The 18,961-nt window shown below is 63.2% G+C and carries 19 protein-coding genes; 12 read left to right on the plus strand and 7 right to left on the minus strand.

The genetic code is table 11. The features are described 5' to 3' along the window. Positions 1–3: 3 nt before the first annotated feature. Both AC1DJB_RS17650 and AC1DJB_RS17655 read right to left on the minus strand, forming a co-directional pair. Complete coding sequence (locus tag AC1DJB_RS17650) at positions 4–471, minus strand: SRPBCC family protein (RefSeq protein ID WP_441433521.1); 468 nt, start codon at positions 469–471, stop codon at positions 4–6. A gap of 106 nt (positions 472–577) precedes the next feature. After that, a complete protein-coding gene (locus AC1DJB_RS17655) occupies positions 578–916 on the minus strand; it encodes a YciI family protein (protein ID WP_441433522.1) in 339 nt (112 codons plus the stop codon). 228 nt (positions 917–1,144) lie between these two features. On the opposite strand from AC1DJB_RS17655, the gene clpB reads away from it, so the two are divergent. After that, positions 1,145–3,814: an ATP-dependent chaperone ClpB gene (gene clpB / locus AC1DJB_RS17660; RefSeq protein ID WP_476910606.1), complete on the plus strand. Its 2,670-nt coding sequence runs from the start codon at positions 1,145–1,147 to the stop codon at positions 3,812–3,814. On the opposite strand, the gene AC1DJB_RS17665 is transcribed toward clpB, so the two are convergent. Next, a complete protein-coding gene (locus AC1DJB_RS17665) occupies positions 3,815–4,531 on the minus strand; it encodes a septum formation family protein (protein ID WP_307055462.1) in 717 nt (238 codons plus the stop codon). A gap of 221 nt (positions 4,532–4,752) precedes the next feature. Between AC1DJB_RS17665 and AC1DJB_RS17670 the strand changes: the two genes are divergently transcribed. Beyond that, positions 4,753–4,986: a DUF3073 domain-containing protein gene (locus AC1DJB_RS17670; protein ID WP_028265518.1), complete on the plus strand. Its 234-nt coding sequence runs from the start codon at positions 4,753–4,755 to the stop codon at positions 4,984–4,986. Positions 4,987–5,142: 156 nt separating this feature from the next. Here the strand turns inward: AC1DJB_RS17670 and AC1DJB_RS17675 are convergent, their stop codons facing one another. Then, positions 5,143–5,769, minus strand: coding sequence for a GntR family transcriptional regulator (locus AC1DJB_RS17675; protein ID WP_059389925.1), 627 nt, complete (start codon positions 5,767–5,769; stop codon positions 5,143–5,145). A gap of 112 nt (positions 5,770–5,881) precedes the next feature. On the opposite strand from AC1DJB_RS17675, the gene AC1DJB_RS17680 reads away from it, so the two are divergent. Genes AC1DJB_RS17680 through AC1DJB_RS17710 form a run of 7 tightly spaced genes read left to right on the plus strand, consistent with a single transcriptional unit; the run spans position 5,882 to position 11,783 of the window. Next, positions 5,882–6,916, plus strand: coding sequence for a succinylglutamate desuccinylase/aspartoacylase family protein (locus AC1DJB_RS17680; RefSeq protein ID WP_476910607.1), 1,035 nt, complete (start codon positions 5,882–5,884; stop codon positions 6,914–6,916). Next, positions 6,903–7,847, plus strand: a complete 945-nt coding sequence (locus tag AC1DJB_RS17685; protein ID WP_441433526.1) for an ABC transporter substrate-binding protein — start codon at positions 6,903–6,905, stop codon at positions 7,845–7,847. The genes AC1DJB_RS17680 and AC1DJB_RS17685 overlap by 14 nt, the downstream gene beginning before the upstream one ends. Further along, a complete protein-coding gene (locus AC1DJB_RS17690) occupies positions 7,844–8,800 on the plus strand; it encodes an amino acid ABC transporter permease (RefSeq protein WP_441433527.1) in 957 nt (318 codons plus the stop codon). The genes AC1DJB_RS17685 and AC1DJB_RS17690 overlap by 4 nt, the downstream gene beginning before the upstream one ends. Beyond that, on the plus strand, positions 8,797–9,597 hold the full coding sequence (locus AC1DJB_RS17695; RefSeq protein WP_476910608.1) for an amino acid ABC transporter ATP-binding protein: 801 nt from the start codon (positions 8,797–8,799) through the stop codon (positions 9,595–9,597). The genes AC1DJB_RS17690 and AC1DJB_RS17695 overlap by 4 nt, the downstream gene beginning before the upstream one ends. Positions 9,598–9,643: 46 nt before the next feature. After that, positions 9,644–9,991, plus strand: a complete 348-nt coding sequence (locus AC1DJB_RS17700; RefSeq protein ID WP_476910609.1) for an ArsR/SmtB family transcription factor — start codon at positions 9,644–9,646, stop codon at positions 9,989–9,991. Next, complete coding sequence (locus tag AC1DJB_RS17705) at positions 9,988–10,968, plus strand: TIGR03086 family metal-binding protein (protein ID WP_332602944.1); 981 nt, start codon at positions 9,988–9,990, stop codon at positions 10,966–10,968. The genes AC1DJB_RS17700 and AC1DJB_RS17705 overlap by 4 nt, the downstream gene beginning before the upstream one ends. A gap of 29 nt (positions 10,969–10,997) precedes the next feature. Then, complete coding sequence (locus AC1DJB_RS17710) at positions 10,998–11,783, plus strand: VOC family protein (RefSeq protein ID WP_332602945.1); 786 nt, start codon at positions 10,998–11,000, stop codon at positions 11,781–11,783. A gap of 70 nt (positions 11,784–11,853) precedes the next feature. Here the strand turns inward: AC1DJB_RS17710 and purM are convergent, their stop codons facing one another. The 3 genes from purM to AC1DJB_RS17725 all read right to left on the minus strand — a co-directional run bounded on the left by purM (position 11,854) and on the right by AC1DJB_RS17725 (position 15,076). After that, positions 11,854–13,014, minus strand: a complete 1,161-nt coding sequence (purM, locus tag AC1DJB_RS17715; protein ID WP_236813108.1) for a phosphoribosylformylglycinamidine cyclo-ligase — start codon at positions 13,012–13,014, stop codon at positions 11,854–11,856. Continuing rightward, complete coding sequence (purF, locus tag AC1DJB_RS17720; RefSeq protein ID WP_284991916.1) at positions 13,011–14,630, minus strand: amidophosphoribosyltransferase; 1,620 nt, start codon at positions 14,628–14,630, stop codon at positions 13,011–13,013. The genes purM and purF overlap by 4 nt, the downstream gene beginning before the upstream one ends. Before the next feature lie 62 nt (positions 14,631–14,692). Continuing rightward, on the minus strand, positions 14,693–15,076 hold the full coding sequence (locus tag AC1DJB_RS17725) for a hypothetical protein (RefSeq protein ID WP_306962021.1): 384 nt from the start codon (positions 15,074–15,076) through the stop codon (positions 14,693–14,695). Positions 15,077–15,212: 136 nt separating this feature from the next. On the opposite strand from AC1DJB_RS17725, the gene AC1DJB_RS17730 reads away from it, so the two are divergent. From AC1DJB_RS17730 to AC1DJB_RS17740, 3 genes are read left to right on the plus strand one after another with little or no spacing between them, the layout of a single operon-like run. After that, positions 15,213–16,757: an amino acid permease gene (locus AC1DJB_RS17730; protein WP_306962019.1), complete on the plus strand. Its 1,545-nt coding sequence runs from the start codon at positions 15,213–15,215 to the stop codon at positions 16,755–16,757. A 58-nt stretch (positions 16,758–16,815) separates the two neighbouring features. Then, entirely contained in the window at positions 16,816–17,550 is a 735-nt protein-coding gene (locus tag AC1DJB_RS17735) for a FadR/GntR family transcriptional regulator (protein WP_284752949.1), read from the plus strand. Then, on the plus strand, positions 17,547–18,959 hold the full coding sequence (locus AC1DJB_RS17740; RefSeq protein ID WP_441433532.1) for a glutamine synthetase family protein: 1,413 nt from the start codon (positions 17,547–17,549) through the stop codon (positions 18,957–18,959). The genes AC1DJB_RS17735 and AC1DJB_RS17740 overlap by 4 nt, the downstream gene beginning before the upstream one ends. Positions 18,960–18,961: the final 2 nt, after the last annotated feature.

Here is an 18,961-nt window from a genome sequence, read left to right on the forward strand (position 1 = left end):
GAACTAGGAGTTTTTCCGGGTGGCTACCGCAGAGAGAGCGGTCAAACCCTTTTCGAAGTCGCCGCCCACCATCTTGTCCATGTTCATGAACAAAGCGAAGATTTTGCCGAGGCCTTTGTTCTCGCCGGTCATGGTCCAGGTGACGCGGGTGCCGTCCCCTTCGGGTACGAACGTGAAACCCGTAGGATTGACTGCCTTCATCGGCTTGGTGAACTCGAGGCGGATGTCGATCCTGCCGGGCTCCTCCGAGCCGACGATTTCCATGGTTCCGGTGCCGGCCTTGTTGTTGCCGCTCCAGGCATACTTTGCTCCGACGCCGGATTCGTTGCCGGAATAGCTCCGGTTCAGCTTGGGGTCCACGGCTTCCCACGGAGACCACTTGGTCCACTCGTGGAAGTTGTTGACGAAGGGGAAGACGTCGGCGGGTGCGGCGGGGATCAGCGCATTGCGAGTGACTGTGAAGGGTGCCATGTGCATATCGTACGGCGCTTTGCCGGGATCGTGGGCGCGGGCCGAGTGCTGCGTTCCGGCACGCAGCGCGCGGCCCGGATCCACGATTTCGACGGCGGGTGCTCCCTTACATGCCCGGGACGTCGAGCGCTTCGTAGACGGTGATCGAGGCTTCGGGGGCCATGAGGAAATGCGGGTGGCCTTCGAGGAGCTTCAGCGCTCCGTCCATGTCTTCGGCTTGGAGGACGCTGTAACCGCCCACGCCGGTCTCTGCATCGGATACTCCAGAGTTCCCAACCACTTTGCCGCCACCGAGGGGTGTGCCAAGATCGGCAAGCCCAGCGCCAGCCTTCGCGGCCCAGTCCATCCACAGCTTCATGCCTTCGGCTGCTGCCTCAGGGGAGCTGCCAGCCATCATCGATTCCGCCGATTGTGGTGCATTGTAGAGAACTACGAACTTCTTCATTGCGTGTCCTTTTTCTCATGCGCGCCCGGGGGGGGTGTTCCACCCGGTCACACCTGATCCTAGGGCCAGGGAACGCAAACAGCGAGGGACTTTTCACCGTAAGCGGGGAAGGCTATGGACAGCAGTTTCGCCGTCGGCAAACATGGAGCAGGAGGGACGCTTCGCCAAAGTTGAGCATAGTAGACTCAACTTTGAGAATTAGTCATCTTTCCCGAGAGGAGCTCTTCCATGGACGTCAAATTCACCACCAAGAGCCAGGAGGCTCTTTCCGCGGCGGCCATGAACGCCTCCACCGCCGGAAATCCGCAGGTGGAGCCAGCCCACTTGCTCAAAGCCCTCATGGATCAACGCGAGGGCGTCGCGGTGGCGCTCTTGCGCGCCACTGGAGCGGACCCGGATGCCGTGAGCGTCCAGGCGAGTTCGGCCATCAAGGCCCTGCCGTCGTCGTCGGGCAGTTCAGTGCAGCAAGCGCAGCTTTCCCGCCCTTCGATGCAGGCCATCCAGGCCGCCCAGAACGAGGCCGAGAAACTCGGCGATTCCTTCGTGTCCACTGAGCACCTCCTCTTGGGGCTCTCTGCCGGTAGCGACGCCGTGGGGAAGCTATTGCGCGACGCCGGCGCCTCCCACGAAGCGCTCCTCGCCGCCTTGCCGGGTGTCCGCGGTGACCGGAAAGTCACCTCGCAAGACCCGGAAAACACCTTCCAGGCGCTTGAGAAATACGGCACGGACCTCACCGCCGTCGCGCGCTCCGGCAAGCTGGATCCCGTGATCGGGCGGGACAGCGAAATTCGCCGAGTGGTCCAGGTCCTGAGCCGCCGCACCAAGAACAACCCCGTGCTGATCGGCGAACCCGGCGTCGGCAAGACCGCCGTCGTCGAAGGCCTTGCCCAGCGCATGGTGGCAGGTGACGTCCCGGAAAGCCTGCGGGGCAAGACCCTCATCGTGCTGGACCTCGCATCCATGGTGGCCGGCGCGAAGTACCGCGGCGAATTCGAGGAACGGCTGAAGGCCGTGCTGGAGGAGATCAAGAACTCCAACGGGCAGATCGTTACGTTCATCGACGAAATCCACACTGTGGTGGGCGCCGGTGCCACCGGTGAAAGCGCCATGGACGCAGGGAACATGCTCAAGCCCATGCTGGCCCGCGGCGAGCTGCGGCTCATCGGCGCCACCACCCTGGACGAGTACCGCGAGAACGTTGAGAAGGACCCTGCCTTGGAACGCCGCTTCCAGCAGGTCTACGTAGGCGAACCAAGCGTGGAGGACACCATCGGCATCCTCCGCGGCCTCAAGGAACGCTACGAGGCCCACCACAAGGTAGCCATCGCGGACTCCGCCCTGGTAGCCGCCGCCACGCTCTCCAACCGCTACATCTCGGGCCGTCAATTGCCGGACAAGGCCATCGACCTCGTGGATGAGGCGGCGTCCCGGCTACGCATGGAAATCGACTCGGCTCCCGAGGAAATCGACCAGCTCCGCCGTGCCGTGGACCGTCTCACCATGGAGGAATTGGCACTTGAGCGCGAGACGGATGCGGCCTCCATCGAACGCCTCGCCGCGCTCCGCGCGGACAAAGCGGACAAGAAGGAAGCCTTGGGTGCGCTGAACGCCCGCTGGGAAGCCGAGAAGGCCGGGCTCAACCGCGTGGGCGACCTCAAGGCAAAGATCGACGAATTGCGGTCCGCCGCCGAAAAGTACCAGCGCGAGGGCGACCTTGAAGCTGCCTCGCGCATTCTCTACGGCGAACTGCCCGCGTTGGAGCGCGAGCTCAGCGCAGCAGCCGAGGAAGAATCCGCCCGGGAAGCGCGCGGTGAAGCGAAGCCCGCCCTGATGGTCGCGGACGAAGTCACGGCGGACGATATCGCGGAGGTTATTTCGGCCTGGACGGGCATCCCCGCCGGCCGCATGCTCCAGGGGGAATCCCAGAAGCTGCTGCACATGGAAGAGGAGATCGGAAAGCGGCTGATCGGCCAGTCCAAGGCCGTGGCCGCCGTCTCCGACGCCGTCCGCCGCGCCCGCGCGGGCATCAGCGACCCCAACCGCCCCACGGGTTCGTTCCTGTTCCTGGGCCCCACCGGCGTCGGTAAGACCGAGCTCGCCAAGGCACTCGCCGACTTCCTGTTCGACGACGAACGCGCCATGGTGCGGATCGACATGTCCGAATACGGCGAGAAGCACTCCGTGGCCCGGCTGGTCGGTGCCCCTCCCGGATACGTGGGCTACGAGGAAGGCGGCCAGCTCACCGAAGCGGTCCGCCGTCGCCCGTACTCCGTGATCTTGCTCGACGAGGTGGAGAAGGCCCACCCGGAAGTGTTCGACATCCTCCTTCAAGTGCTCGACGACGGCCGCCTCACCGACGGGCAGGGCCGCACCGTGGACTTCCGGAACACCATCCTGGTGTTGACCTCCAACTCGGGTAGCCAGTTCCTTGTAGATCCAACGCTGGACTCCACGGCGAAGCGGAATGCGGTCATGGCCGTGGTCAACGCCTCCTTCAAGCCGGAATTCCTCAACCGGCTCGACGAGATTGTGCTGTTCGATCCGCTCAGCGTCGACGAGCTCGCCAGGATCGTCGAATTGCACGTGGACGAGCTGACCAAGCGGCTGCACGACCGCCGGCTCACCCTTGAGGTCAGCGACGGCGCCCGTGCCTGGCTCGCGATGTCCGGTTACGATCCCGCCTACGGCGCCCGTCCGTTGCGAAGGCTGGTTCAACGCGAGATCGGTGACCGCCTGGCCAAGGAAATCCTTGCCGGACAGATCGCGGACGGCGACACGGTACTGGTGGACACCGCGGCCGACGTCGACGAACTCACCATCGAGGGTCTCGAGGCTTTGACGGGTCCCGACGGCGGTGCTCTGGCGGGTAGCGGCCTGACGGTGAGGCGGAAGGAATAGCTACTTCTGCAGCACGGATTCCTTGAGCGTGTTTCCCGAGTTCACCACGATGAAGCAGTCCACGCGGCGGTCGCCGTTGTCCCAGCTCGTGGCACTCGGGTACACGTTCTGCTGCAGGAGCGCGTACTTCGTGGATGCCTCGTTGAGCACCAGGTCACGGCAGATTTCGCGGCCTTTGTCACGCAAGGCAGTGGCGCCGGGGAAGGTGTCGTCAGCCTTGTACCGGAAGATGGCGCCCAGCTGGGCCGAATGGTCGGTAGTGCAGTCCACCACCTTGGACTTGATGGCGTTGGAGTCGAAATCGGCGAAGCAATCTCCCAGTTGGTAATCCTTTGCCTCCACATCCGCCGGGAGGGGACCGCGGCTGGTGGACGTGGCCGGCGCGGGGACGGGTGCGGCCGCCGGGCGGTTGGCCAAGGCCCCGACGAGGACCCAGATCACTACGCCGATCAGGATCAGCACGGCCAGCACGATGCCGCCAATGATGAGCCGATACCGCGTTATGGCGTCCAGGGCAGTCCGCAGGGACGAGCCTTTCTCGGAGGGAGCAGGGCCCTCGGGCCCGGTTTCGCCAGGCATGCCTGCATCGGGGTACGTGCCCGAAGTCCCGGAATACCAGGTCCCGGAACCAGGGTCTACCGGCGACTCATTGTCGCCCGTACCGTTGTTGCCCTGGATCATGTTGTCCTGGCCCATGTCTGAGTTCGCGCCTTTCATGCCTGCCGCCCCATATTAGGGCGACTCTACCCAAGTTTTTCATGCCAATGAATGGAGATACTGCCAGGTGGAACTGTGACGGCGCTTTCGCGAAGCAAGTGGCAAGCAGTTGCTCCGGAAAGCATGTAATCTAGACATACGACAAATTGACCAAACATTCCGGGGCCTCACCGATCGCCAAGGTGACCACCTCCGGTCCAAGTACAAAAGGGGGTCACGCCATGGGGCGCGGCCGTCAAAAGGCAAAAGCTACCAAGCAGGCTCGGGACATCAAGTACTACTCCCCGAACACTGACTATTCGGCCCTTCAGCGCGAGCTGACTGGGCCATCAAGTCGTGCGACGAGCCGATTCGCGGATGATCCGCCGGAGCCGGACTACTCGGCTTACGAGGACAAGTACGCACAGGACTTGGAAGACGATGACGACGAGGTAGACACCCGCCGTATCGGATAGCTGTAGCAACAATCAGGTGCCTTTCGGCATCGAGTTGCGTACCGCCGTCGTACACGAGGTCGTTTGGCATCCCCGGATGCCTCCCAAAACGATAGAGCCCGTAGGGCGCGCCATGATTGGCGTGCGCTACGGGCCTTTTTCGTGCCCTTTGGCCGGTCAGTCCTTCTCGTGGCACAGATCCAGCAGGGGGATCAGTGTTTCGAGGTCGTTGGCGCGCGCTGCGGCCAGGATCTTCCGGTGGGCGTCCGCCACGCGCTCAAGCTTGGCGTCGTCCAAGGGGTACGAGCGGCTGATGAGCCGTTGAACAGGGTTGTCCCAGACGGATTCGAGGGTTTTCAGCAAGAATCCGTTGGGCGCAGGCGCCGCCAAGCCCAAATGGAACGCCCGCGTGGCGGTGAACAGTTCCTCCGGGTCGGCGCTTGCCGCACCCTCGGCGATAAGCAGCTCCAGCCTCGCAAGCTGAAGGTTGGTGTATTTTGCCCCACACTGCCTGATGGCCATGATCTCGAGGGCCTTGCGTACTTCGTAGACTTCCTCGACGGCTGATCGGGTCAGCGTCGTCGCGAAATACCCCGAGCCCGGGACCAAAGTGGCGAGTCCTTCGTGGACCAAGCGGTTCAGGGCGTCGCGGACCGGCGTCCGGGACACGCCGTATTCTTCGGCCAGCTGTTCCTGGACCAGGGGAGCGCCAGGCTCGACCACTCCGTTGACGATCTCATTGCTGATCCTGTCGTAGACGTGCTCGCTCAGCGGCCTCATCCCCTTGGCAGCTTGCGTGGCCATTCGCCTCATCCCCTTTTTCGTATCAAAACTCGTTCAATCCTACGTGCTTTACATCACAGGATTCACTGTATACAGTGAATCCAATTCTACCAACCCTGAAGAAAGTTGCCCTATGAGCCTGCGCATTCCACGCATACCCGGCATCGATTTTGCCGCCGTCGGCAAGCAGCTGGGTTACCTGGAGATCGAACATTCGGACAATGAGAATGACGCCGCTGTCATCCCTTCGCCGATCGCGGTCCTGAGTGGTGGGGACGGCCCCACGGTCCTCCTGATCGCCGGTACGCATGGCGACGAATATGAAGGACAGATCCTTCTCCAGGAACTCATCCGCACCTTGAACCCTGATGAGGTGACCGGGAGATTGATCATCCTGCCCGCCCTCAACATCCCTGCTGTCCGCGAAGGAAGACGTGTTTCCAGCGTGGACCGGGTCAATCTGAACCGTGCCCTCCCGGGCCGCGCCGACGGCGGACCGGCACTGCAGATCGCCTCGATCGTGGCCCAGGAACTCATCCCCATGGCCGACTTTGTGATGGACATCCATTCCGGGGGGATCGCCTCGGAGTATGTGCCGTCCGCGTTCGTCTACCAAGGACCGACGCCGGAGCTATGGGCTGCGAAGGTGGCGGCGGTCGCCGCATTCAATGCCCCTTATTCCGTCGTGGTGAAGCCCATGCTGAAGGCGGACTCCATCAGCGGCGCGGCCGATCGGGCCGGCGTGCCGATGATCTCGACCGAACTCGGTGGGAGGGGAACCGTATCCCTGCCGATCCTCGCAAGGGCCCGGACGGGACTTCATTCGCTGCTTGGGCACTGGGGCGTGCTCAAGGACGCCGGCCTCTCAGGGATCGGAGAGCCGATCCAGTGGGTCGAACTCACGGCCCAGTCCGCGGTCCATTCCACCATGGCAGGCATCCTCGAGCCGGTGGTCGGACTTGGCCAGAAAGTCGCGGCCGGAGAGCTCGTGGCCCGCGTTCACTCAGTGGAAGAACTCGAGCGTCCTCCAAAAGACTTCTTTTCACCGATGGACGGGGTGGTCGCAATCATTCGGCATCCCGCCCTCGTCAATATCGGCACCACCGTGGTCAACATCGCCGTTGACCATGGAACAAGCTATGCGAAAGGCAATCATGAACCGTCCTAGATACATCTCCACATCCGCTCTGCTGCTGGCCGCCGCCGTCGGGCTCAGCGGCTGCACCACTGCGTCACTCGACGCCGGCAAGGAAGCCGCCGCCAGTTCGATTCCCGGCAAGGACGCTGCGATTCCGGCGGCGCCCTTCAACAAGTCCGCCGCGAATCTCTTGCCCCCGGACGTCAAGGCCAAGGGGACATTGGTGGTCGGTACCGACCCCACCTTCGCGCCTTATGAGTTCTACGCGGCTGACAGCAAGACGGTTGTCGGCTGGGACGCGGACTTTGCGAAAGCAGTCGGCGAGACGCTGGGGCTCGAAGTCAAGATGGTTCCCGCGACCTTCGACACCATCCTCCCGGGCGTGAGCTCCAACAAGTACGACGTCGGCATCTCGGGTTTCAATGTCACGGCCGAGCGTAAGATGAATGCCGATTTCGCCTCCTACCAAAGCAGCGGCTCCGGCCTTGCCGTCAAGGCCGGCAACCCCAAGAAGCTGGCCCTCGACGCGATGAAGCTGTGCGGCACGAAGGTGGGTGGCGAAAAGGGGACCACGCAAGGGATCGAGACCCTTCCGGCGTTTTCGAAGCAGTGCGTCGTCGCCGGCAAAGCGCCGATCGACATCCAGTTGTTTCCCTCCCAGAACGAAGCCAACCTGGCACTCATCTCCGGCCGCGTGGACAGCGTCCTCTCAGGCCTTGTTGGCATGGGTTACGCAAGCAAGCTTTCCGGCGGTGCCTTCGAGCTCGCCGGCAACCAGGACTTCGAACCGACGCCGGTAGGTATCGCCATGCCCAAAGGCTCGCCCCTGACCAAGGCGATCGTCGCGGCGGTCAGGGCGCTGATCGCTGGCGACACGTACAAGGCGATCAATGCGAAGTACGGAATCCCGGACTCGGTGACCATCAGCGCTGATGCCGTGGACGCGAGTGGTGCGAAATGAGCACCGTGATCACCGTCCCGAAGATGGGAACAACGGACCGCCGACAGTTCACCGTGGTCTCGGCCAGGCACCCCTGGCGATGGGTGGCTGGCACTGCGGTAGGCGCCGTCGTGATCCTGTTGCTTATTTCCGCGGTGAGCAATCCCCGTTTCGGCTGGGACAAGGTGGCCCTGTATTTCCGTGACGTTGCCATAGTCAACGGGATCGGCATCACCCTGTTCCTGACGGTTGTCTGCATGGCTGTCGGGGTGGGGCTTGGCGTAGTGCTTGCGGTCATGCAGCTTTCGGCAAACCCCGTGGTCAAGGCCTCGGCAAGCGCCTATGTGACGATCTTCCGAGGCACCCCCGTCCTGGTCCAGCTGTTGTTCTGGTTCAACTTGTCGGCGCTGTATCCGGTGATCACCTTTGGTATCCCCGGCGTCAGCCTCGACGCCAACCAGATCATCACACCCCTCGCCGCGGCGATCCTTGGCCTGGGCCTCAACGAGGCTGCCTACATGTCGGAGATCGTCCGGGCAGGAATCCAGTCCATCGATCAAGGTCAAGGCGAAGCCGCGGGTGCCCTCGGCATGTCCCGCATCCAGACCCTCATCAGGGTGATCCTGCCGCAGGCCATGCGCGTCATCATCCCGCCTACGGGCAATGAGTTCATCGGCATGCTCAAGATGACCTCGCTGGTCAGTGTCCTGGCGGTCCCCGAGCTCCTGTACTCCGCCCAGATCATCTACTCGAAGAACCTGCAGGTTGTCCCGCTGCTCCTGGTCGCCAGTATCTGGTACATCATCGTCACCACGGTGTTCACGGTGGGCCAAGGCTACCTGGAACGGCACTTCGCCAGGGGAACGTCCCGTTCCGTCCCGCCGACCGCCGCCGAGCGGTTGCGGAAATTCTTCAGGGTACATTCCGCGCAAGGCTCAGGAAAACAAGGCTCAGGAAAGGAAGGCCAGTCATGACTATCGAGACGAAGGAAAGCCGTAAGGCGCCGGAGGCGCTTCCGCTGGTACGCGCGGAAGGCGTGCGCAAGAGTTTCGGCGACAATGAGGTCCTCAAGGGAATCGATCTGCACGTCCAGAGCGGCGAAGTGGTCTGCCTGATCGGCGCCTCGGGCTCCGGGAAAAGCACCTTCCTGCGGTGCGTGAACCACCTGGAGAAGATCGACGGTGGCCTGCTGTGGGTGGGGGACAGGGCCGTGGGCTACCGGATCAAGGGGGACAAGCTCCATGAACAGTCCCACAACGAAATCTGCGCCGACCGGACCGATATCGGGATGGTCTTCCAGCACTTCAACCTCTTCCCGCACATGACCGTGCTGGAGAACCTGATGGAAGCCCCGATCAGGGTGCTCAAGCACCGCAAGGCGGATGTCCGCCGTCGGGCGTTGGATTTGCTGGAGAAGGTGGGCCTGTCGGAGAAGACGGGGACCTATCCGCGGCACCTCTCGGGCGGGCAGCAGCAGCGGGTGGCGATCGCCCGGGCCCTGTGCATGCAGCCGAAGCTGATGCTGTTTGACGAGCCGACGTCGGCGCTGGATCCGGAGTTGGTGGGCGAGGTCCTCAGGGTGATGAAGGACCTGGCCCGGACGGGAATGACCATGATTGTTGTGACGCACGAGATGGGCTTCGCCCGCGCCGTGGCTGATCGGGTGGTGTTCATGCACGGCGGCCGGATCATTGAGGAAGGTCCCGCCGAAGAGGTCATCGGTAACCCGCAGCATGAGCGGACCAGGGCGTTCTTGTCTGCGGTCCTGTAGTTGTTGATAGTGCGCTCTCGGAAGCGATTGACAGAATGCGTTAGTGATGGCTAACGTATTAATCATGCTCGACCGACTGGAAGTTGCCGCGGAGCCGAACAGGCGGCGCCTGTTGCACCTGCTTGCGGCGGGCGAGCGCACCGTGACGGAGCTGGCTGGCGAATTCACGGTGAGCAGATCCGCTGTCTCGCAGCACTTGTTGTTGCTGGAGCAGGTAGGCCTCGTTGCGGCCCGCAAAGAGGGCCGCAACCGCTACTACCGCTTGGATAACGACGGCATGAGAGAACTCCGGATGCTTTTTGAGCAGTTCTGGACCGCTGAGCTGGACATGCTCCTCGCTGACGCACAAAACTTCACCACCGACCGCCTTCAAACAACAGAGGAATCATCATGATTTACGACAAGACCGTTCTTCTTCCCCTCAACGTCGACCAGGCGTTCGAACTCATCACGCAGCCCGCACGCCTCCGCCGCTGGCAGACCGTTGCCGCCCGCGTCGACCTCAAGGTTGGCGGCGAGTACCGCTGGACCATCACCCCGGGTCACCACGCGGCGGGAACGTTCACGGAAATCGAGCCGGGCAAGCGCGTCGTCTTCACTTGGGGCTGGGAGCAGCCCGAAGCGCCGGCGGATAACGTCTCCACGGTAGCCATCACCCTTGAGCCGGCCGATGGCGGCACCTCCGTGCGCTTGGTGCACGAAGGCCTTCCGACTCCGGAAGCCCTTGCAGGCCACTCCGAGGGCTGGAACCACTACCTCGACCGTCTCCTCGCCGAGGCCTCCACGGGCGACGCCGGTGCCGACGAATGGGCAGCTGCACCTGCCGACCTCAACGAGCTCACCTCCGCGGACGCCACGCTCGCCATCGTGCAGCGCGTACTGGCGCACGTGACCGAGGCCGACGCGCAGACCCAGACTCCGTGCGCCGATTTCAACGTGTCCCAGTTGCTTGACCACCTTGCCGGCTCAATTGCCAACATCGCCAAGGCCCTTGGCGCCGAAGTAGCCGACGACGCCGGGAAGTCGCCCGAGGTGCGCATCGCCGACCTCGCCCAGCCGACGCTGGAAGCCTTCTATCGCCGCGGACTCGAAGGCACCATTGACATGGGCTTCGCCGAACTGCCGGCCACGATGGTCGCCTCCATCCTCAACCTCGAGTTCCTGGTCCACGCTTGGGACTTCTCCAAGGCCCTGGGCTTCGAGGTGTCGGTGGCGGATGAGCTCACCGACTACGTCGAGGTCCTCGCGCAGAACACCATCAGCGAGCAGGTCCGCGCAAGCGGCAGCTTCGCCCAGGCCAAGGAAGTCGCCGAGACGGCATCCAGCCTGGAGCGCCTGGTCGCTTTCACCGGCCGGACTGTTCACGCCTAAGCTCGAGGCTACTCAACGAAGGGATAGCAATGCCGCAGGTTGATAGCTACAAGCAGGGAACCCCATGTTGGGTGGACCTGTCGTCGTCGGACATCGAGGCCTCCAAGGCCTTTTACAGTGATCTGTTCGGCTGGGAATTGGACGCGATGGATGCCGGCAACGGCATGACCTACTACATGGCCAAGCTGCAGGACCGCTACGTGGCGGGCATGATGCAGCAGATGCCGGACATGGCCGCGGCCGGCGCACCGTCCTTCTGGGCCAACTACCTCGCCGTCGATTCGGTAGATGACGCCGCTGAGCGCGTCACGGCGGCAGGCGGCAACGTTCTCTTCCCGCCGGACAGCGTCCCCAACGGAAGCGGGCGGATGTTCTTCGCAGCCGATCCTACGGGTGCACAGATTGGCTTCTGGGAGGCCGGAACCCACCACGGCGCCGGGCTGGTCAATGAACCGGGCACGGTGGTCTGGAACGAACTGCAGACGAACGACGTCCCCAAGGCCGTCGCCTTCTACGAATCCGTGACGGGATGCTCCAGCGAGACGGCCGCGGCCGGAGACCTGCAGGAATACACCCAGCTCGTAGTGGACGGGAAGTCCGTAGGCGGCGCCATGAAGCAGCCCGTCGAGGGAATGCCGCCGTTCTGGATGACCTACTTCAATGTTGCGGACGTGAACGAGTCCGTGGCGAAGGCCGTCGAGCTCGGCGCCCAGGTCTTCGCGCCTGCCTTCGACGTCCCTGGCGTCGGCCGCATGGCAGTCCTCGGTGATCCAGCCGGAGCAGCCTTCAGCGTCATGGCCGCCGAAAGCAACTAGGCCTCAAACAAAAGTGCCCACCCAACTGCCTGATCGGCAATGGGGTGGGCACTTTTTGCGTGAAGAACCCTTAGGCGTAAGCGTTCACGAGGCGCACGGCGCCGCCGTCGACGCCCTTGGCGCCCTGGACGTAGTCCGGACCGCTCTTGATGATCGAGTCGGAGTCCGCGGCCACCGTACCCATGACCCACGACGGCAAGCCGCGCTCGTTGAGGCGGGCCACGGCGGCGTCGGCGATTTCGGGAGACACGATGGCCACCATGCCGACACCGAGGTTGAGCGTGCGCTCGAGGTCGGCAAGGGGAACATTGCCGAGCTCGGACACCAGCTTGAAGATGGCCGGCAGTTCCCAGGTGGCGCGGTCAACCGTGGCCACGAGGCCCTGCGGCAGGACGCGGGCCAGGTTGGCTGCGAGGCCGCCGCCGGTGACGTGGCTGAAGCCGTGCACGGCGCCGGGCGCAGTACCCAGGCCGCTGACCGGGAACGCGCGGGCGAGGTCCAGGCAATCGGCGGCGTAGACGCGGGTGGGCTCCAGCAGTTCTTCGCCCAGCGTGCGGCCGAGTTCGGAGACCTGGCGGTCAAGGGCCCAGCCGGCGTGGTTGATAACGCGACGGACCAGGGAGTAGCCGTTGGAGTGCAGGCCCGAGGAAGCCATGCCGATCACGACGTCGCCGGCGCGGACGCGGTCCGGGCCAAGCAGGGCGTCGGCTTCGACAACACCGGTAGCTGCACCGGCGACGTCGTACTCGTGCTCACCCAGCAGGCCCGGGTGCTCAGCGGTTTCGCCACCCACCAGGGCAGTGCCCGCCACGGAACAAGCGGCGGCGATGCCGCGGACGATGTCCGCGATGCGCTCGGGGACAACCTTGCCGCACGCGATGTAGTCGGTCATGAAGAGCGGCTCTGCGCCGACTACGACGATGTCGTCCACCACCATGCCCACCAGGTCGAAGCCGATGGTGTCGTGGATGTCCATGGCCTGGGCGATGGCCACCTTGGTGCCGACGCCGTCCGTGGACGTGGCCAGCAGGGGCCGCTTGTACGTGAGCAGCTTGGAGACGTCGTACAGGCCGGCGAAACCGCCGACGCCGCCGAGCACGGAGCTGTTGTGGGTCGCCTTGACGGCGTCCTTCATGAGTTCGACGGCGCGGTCACCCGCTTCGACGTCGACGCCGGCGGACGCGTAGGTGATGCCGGTTGTGTTCTCAGCGGCGGAGGATGCGGAGGTCATACGGACTCTTTCTTATCGGCGTCGGTCAGCAGGTTCTCAAACTCGGCGTCGGGTCCGGGATCGCAGCCCGTGGCGCCGGGCTTGTTGGCCGGGTCGTCCGAGTCCGCGGTTACGGCTTCGGCGGAGATGCCCGACGTCGGCAGCCCGCCGAGGTCGGTGCGCTCCAGGAGGTTCTTGCCCAATTTGTCCGAACCCGGAAGTGCGATGGGGTACTGGCCGGTGAAGCAGGCGGTACAGAGGCGTTCGCGCGGTTGCTGGGTGGCGCCGATCATGCCGTCTTCGGAAATGTAAGCCAGCGAATCCGCTCCGATGGCCTGGGAGATTTCCTCGATGGTGGCGCCGTTGGCGATCAGTTCAGCGCGGGACGCGAAGTCGATGCCGTAGAAGCAGGGCCACTGGACGGGCGGGGAGGAGATCTTGACGTGGACAGCTGCGGCGCCGGCCTCGCGGAGCATCCTGACGATGGCGCGCTGGGTGTTGCCGCGGACGATCGAGTCATCCACTACCACCACGCGCTTGCCGCGGATCACGGATTCGAGGGCGTTGAGCTTGAGCCGGATGCCGAGCTGGCGCAGGGTCTGCGAGGGCTGGATGAACGTGCGGCCCACGTAGGAGTTCTTGACGAAGCCGTGCGCGAACGGGATGCCGGATTCTTCGGCGTAACCGACCGCTGCCGGGGTTCCGGATTCGGGGACCGGGATGACGATGTCCGCTACCTGGGTGTTTTCGCGGGCCAGCTGGCGGCCCATCTCCACGCGGGACTCGTACACGGAGCGCCCGGCAATCGAAGCGTCGGGGCGCGCAAGGTAGACGTACTCGAAAACGCAACCGGCCGGCGTCGCTTCCGCGAAACGCTGGGAACGGACGCCGTTTTCGTCAATGGCGATGAACTCGCCAGGCTCGATCTCGCGGATGAAGCTGGCCCCGACGGTTGCCAAGGCGGACTGTTCCGACGCGACGACCCAGCCGCGCTCGAGGCGGCCAAGGCACAAGGGGCGGATGCCGAAGGTATCGCGGGCCGCGTAGAGGGTGCCTTCGTCCATGAACACGAAGCAGAAGCCGCCCCGGATCTTGGGAAGCAGCTCAAGCGCGGTCTGTTCGAGGGTCTTGCCCTCTTCGCCTTCGAGGAGGGCAGTGACCAGGGCGGTGTCCGAGGTGTTGCCCTGCTTCATTTCGCCGGTCAACTGACCGCCGTTGAGTTCGAGGATCATTTCCCGGAGCTCAGCCGTGTTGGTCAGGTTGCCGTTGTGCGCGAGGGCAACGGTGCCGGTGGCGGTTGCGCCCAGGGTGGGCTGTGCGTTGGCCCAGTGGCTTGCTCCGGTGGTGGAGTAGCGGCAGTGGCCGACGGCAAGGTGCCCGGTGAGGGTGTTTAGGGTTGTCTCGTCGAAGACCTGGGACACGAGGCCCATGTCCTTGTAGACATTGATGCGCTTGCCGTCACTGGTAGCAATACCAGCCGATTCTTGTCCGCGGTGCTGCAACGCATACAGCCCGTAATAGGTGAGTTTTGCTACTTCTTCGCCCGGCGCCCAGACCCCGAAGACGCCACAAGCGTCCTGAGGTCCTTTTTCGTCGGGGAGAAGATCATGAGAAAGTTTTCCGTCGCCACGTGCCACTGGTCAATTGTCGCATGATGTTGGCGTGGTACTTTCCCTCACGCGACATTGTGACCGGGATCCTATGCCCCGGCGTCGTCCTCTGTGGGGCTGGGCACGGACTCGACGACGGCACGCTGGGAACGCCGCACGCTGACTTTGTCGAGGACGAGGGCCGCGACGGCGCCCAGCAGCACGCCGCCCGCGGCGAAGGACACAAGGAAAAAACCGAAGACCGCCCCCGTGTCGAAACTTTGGTCGCCGGGGATCCCGTAGGCAACGAACGCGGCAACAATGATGCCGAGCACCCCGCCGAGTCCCATGAAGGGAACGAACTTCGGCGCACGGCGGACCGTGATCCCGCGGCGTTCCGGAGTGCCGTTGTCTGCCGCGGCGTTGCGTGCCGGGCTGTTGTGTGACGTGCTGTTTTGCGATGTGCCGTCGGCGTTCGCGCCCTCAGAAACCATGCCTTCCAGCTTACTGTTCCGAAGAGGTTGGTTTGTGGTCTGAAGTCAGACCATTGACAGATTGATGTGAATTGGGTCACTATCGATGCGAGCGGTGTCGGCCCGTTCCCCCCTTCCGTTTAGAAAGAGAATAATCATGAGTGATCGTTCTACGGCAGCGAAGGTGCAGGCTGTGCAAGACGCAGATGCTGCGGCCCTCGCCGAGCTTGGCTACAAGCAAGAGTTACATCGCGGCATGTCCGGCTTCTCCAACTTCGCAGTCTCGTTTTCCATCATTTCGATTTTGGCTGGCTGCATTACCTCCTTCAGCATTGCGCTCAAGTCCGGCGGTCCGGCTGCCATCAACCTGGGTTGGCCGCTGGTTGGTGTTCTGGTCCTGTGCGTGGCGCTCTCCATGGCCGAGGTTTGTTCGCGGTACCCGACCGCCGGTGGCTTGTATTTCTGGGCCGGCAGGCTCGCCAAACGCAACAAGCGGGCCTGGGCCTGGTATGTCGGGTGGTTCAATTTCCTCGGTGAAGTGGCCGTCACGGCCGCAATCGACTTCGGCTGCGCCACAACAATGATGGCTTTCGCGGCGCTGACTTTCGGCGTTGAGCCCACCCCGGGCGGTACGTTCGCGCTGTTTGTCGTCCTCATGGTTATCCACGCCCTGCTCAACAGCTTCGGCGTCAAGATTGTCAGTTTCCTGTCCAATGTCTCGGCCTGGTGGCACATCGTGGGTGTTGCGATCATTGTGGCGGCGCTGTGGCTCATGCCCACGAGCCACCAGTCCTTTGACTGGACGATGACCGCGTGGCACAACGAAACCGGCTTCACTTTCGGGCCGTACGTCTTCCTCATGGGCCTGCTCATGTCGCAGTACACCTACACCGGCTACGATGCTTCGGCCCACGTTGCCGAGGAGACCAAGAACGCAGCCATTGCGGCTCCCAAGGGGATTGTCATGAGCGTCGTCATCTCCATCATTGGTGGCTGGATACTGCTCTACTCACTCGTCGCGGCGATCCCGGACGGCTCAGAGGAAGGCCTGACCACTCTTGGCGCTACGGCAACAGGCTTGCCCCCGGCGCAGATTTTCCTGGATGCATTGGGCAACCCCGGCGTAGCGAAATTCCTGCTGGCCATCGTGGTGGGCGCACAATTCTTCTGTGGCATGGCCTCAGTGACCGCCAACTCACGCATGACCTACGCTTTCTCCCGCGACAATGCACTGCCAGGCTCCCGCATCTGGGCCAAAGTCAACGCCCGGAGCGGCACCCCCACAAACTCCATCTGGCTCTGCGTTGGCTGCGCGATCGTGCTCGCCTCACCAGCCCTGTTCAACACCACCGCGTACTTTGCCGTAACGAGCGTGGCCGTCATTGGCCTCTACATCGCGTACATCACCCCGGTGTTGCTCCGCAGGCTCAATAAGAACTTCGTACCGGGCCCGTGGCACCTCGGGAAATGGAGTCCCATCATCAACTGGGTAGCGATTGTGTGGGTCGCCATCATCGTGATCCTCTTCGTTCTTCCGCCCGTCGCAGACATCACCATCGACACGTTCAACTACGCGCCGATCGCCGTCGTCGTCGTGTTCCTCCTTGCCACCGTGCTTTGGTACACCACGGGGCGCCGGACATTCATGACGAGTGCCGAACAGGAGCACCTGACGATCGACGCCGATAAGCTGCTCAACTAGCAACACACGCGGGCCGCCGGCGGTTCTCGCCGGCGGCCTCCCACCAAGGAAGGCCACCATGTTGTTCGCCGAACCGATTGAATCCCCCCTCCTGGAGACGGTCTTGCTTCCCGTGCGCGGACACATGGCGTTCGAGTCATGCGTTGAGCACTTGGGATCGGCAATCCAGTTGGGGATCTTCAAAACCGGTGAGCGCCTCCCGCCCGAGCGCGACTTGGCCGAGCGCATGCAGGTCTCCCGGGCCACGCTGCGGGAAGCGATCAGCGCGTTGCGAGCCGCGGGCTTCGTCACGACCGTCCGGGGGCGGGGCGGCGGAACCATCGTGGAACCGGTCGGCAACGCCCGGCCGCCGGAGCGCCTCGACAACAAGGACAGGCAGGGGGAAATCAGCGACATCCTCATCTTCCGTTCCGTGATTGAACCCGGGGCTTGCCAGCGGGCGGCCTCGATGCGGCTCAGCGAGGATCAGCGTCAGCTCCTGATTGATTCCTTGGCCGAGGTTGAAAACGCGGGTTCCCCGGTGGAATACAGGCAAGCCGACGCCCGCCTCCACCTGGCTTTCTCCGCTGTTGCGGGGTCGTCCGAACTCAATAAAGCCAGCACTACCATCCAGACAAAGATCCACGAGTTCCTCGCGGAAATCCCCTTTCTGCAGCGGAACATCGAACATTCAAACCAAGAGCATCGATTGATAGTGCAGGCCATCCTCGACGGCGAGCCTGCAGCGGCCCGAAGCGTCATGGAATTGCACTGCGAGTCCACTGCCGCACTACTCAAGGGACTACTGAAATGAGCAGCACTATGAACGACATTTCGAACACCGCGGACACCACTGTTCACCCCCGCAATGACCGTATGCTCACCGTTGAGCAACTCAAGGCGCGGATTGCCGAGGGCGCCATAGACACCGTGATTCTCGGCTTCACCGACATGCAGGGCAGGCTTCAGGGCAAGCTCCTTCACGCGCAATTCTTCCTGGATTCCGTCCTGGAGCACGGCACTGAAGGCTGCAACTACCTCCTCGCCGTTGACACCGAAATGAACACCGTGGATGGCTATGACATTTCCTCGTGGGAAAAGGGCTATGGTGACATGCTCTTCGACATGGATTTGGACACCATCCGTGTCCTTCCCTATCGCGAGGGGAGTGCGCTGATCCAGTGCGATCTGTCCACGACCGACGGCACTCCGGTCTCCGTTTCGCCCCGCGCCATGCTCAAGCGCCAGACGGCCAAGGCGGCCGAGCGCGGTTGGAAGGCACTTGCCGGAACCGAGCTTGAATTTGTGGTCTACAACGACTCCTACGAGCAGGCATGGGAGCTGGACTACAAGCACCTCACTCCTGCCAATCAATACAACGTGGACTACTCGCTCCTCGGATCCGGCCGCGTGGAACCCCTGCTTCGCCGGATCCGGAACGAGATGTACGCAGCCGGCATGACCGTGGAATCAGCCAAAGGTGAATGCAACTTCGGCCAACACGAGATCGCGTTCAAGTACGACGAGGTGGTCACCACGGCGGACAACCATTCCGTCTACAAGACCGCGGCCAAGGACATCGCCCATGACATGGGCCAATCCATTACCTTCATGGCCAAGCCCAACGAGCGCGAGGGCAATTCCTGCCACATCCACCTGTCCCTTCGCGGACTCGACGATGAACTGGTCTTCTGGGACAAGGCCACCGGCGCCCGCACCAAGACCTACGATCACTTCATCGCCGGGGTGCTTGCCACGATGCGGGAATTCACGCTCTTTTACGCTCCCAACATCAACTCCTACAAGCGGTTCGTCAAAGGCTCGTTCGCTCCGACGGCGGTGGCCTGGGGCCTCGACAACCGCACCTGCTCAGTGCGCCTCGTGGGCCACGGTCAGAGCGCCCGGCTGGAAAACCGGCTACCGGGTGGTGACGTCAACCCGTACTTGGCGCTGTCGGCCATGCTTGCCGGCGGGCTCTACGGAATCGAAAACGAGCTCGAACTCGAGCCCGGAACCCTTGGCAACGCCTACACCTCGGGCGCTCCCACCGTGCCGACGACGATGCGGGAAGCGCGGGATCTGTTCGCCAACTCCGTGATCGCCAAGGAAGTCTTCGGCGAGGAAGTGGTGCGGCACTACGTGAACTACGCCGACGTCGAACTGGCAGCTTTTGAGTCCGCCATCACGGACTGGGAGCTCCGCCGCGGCTTCGAAAGGCTGTAGGC

The organism is Arthrobacter sp. 01T428 (assembly GCF_056398685.1).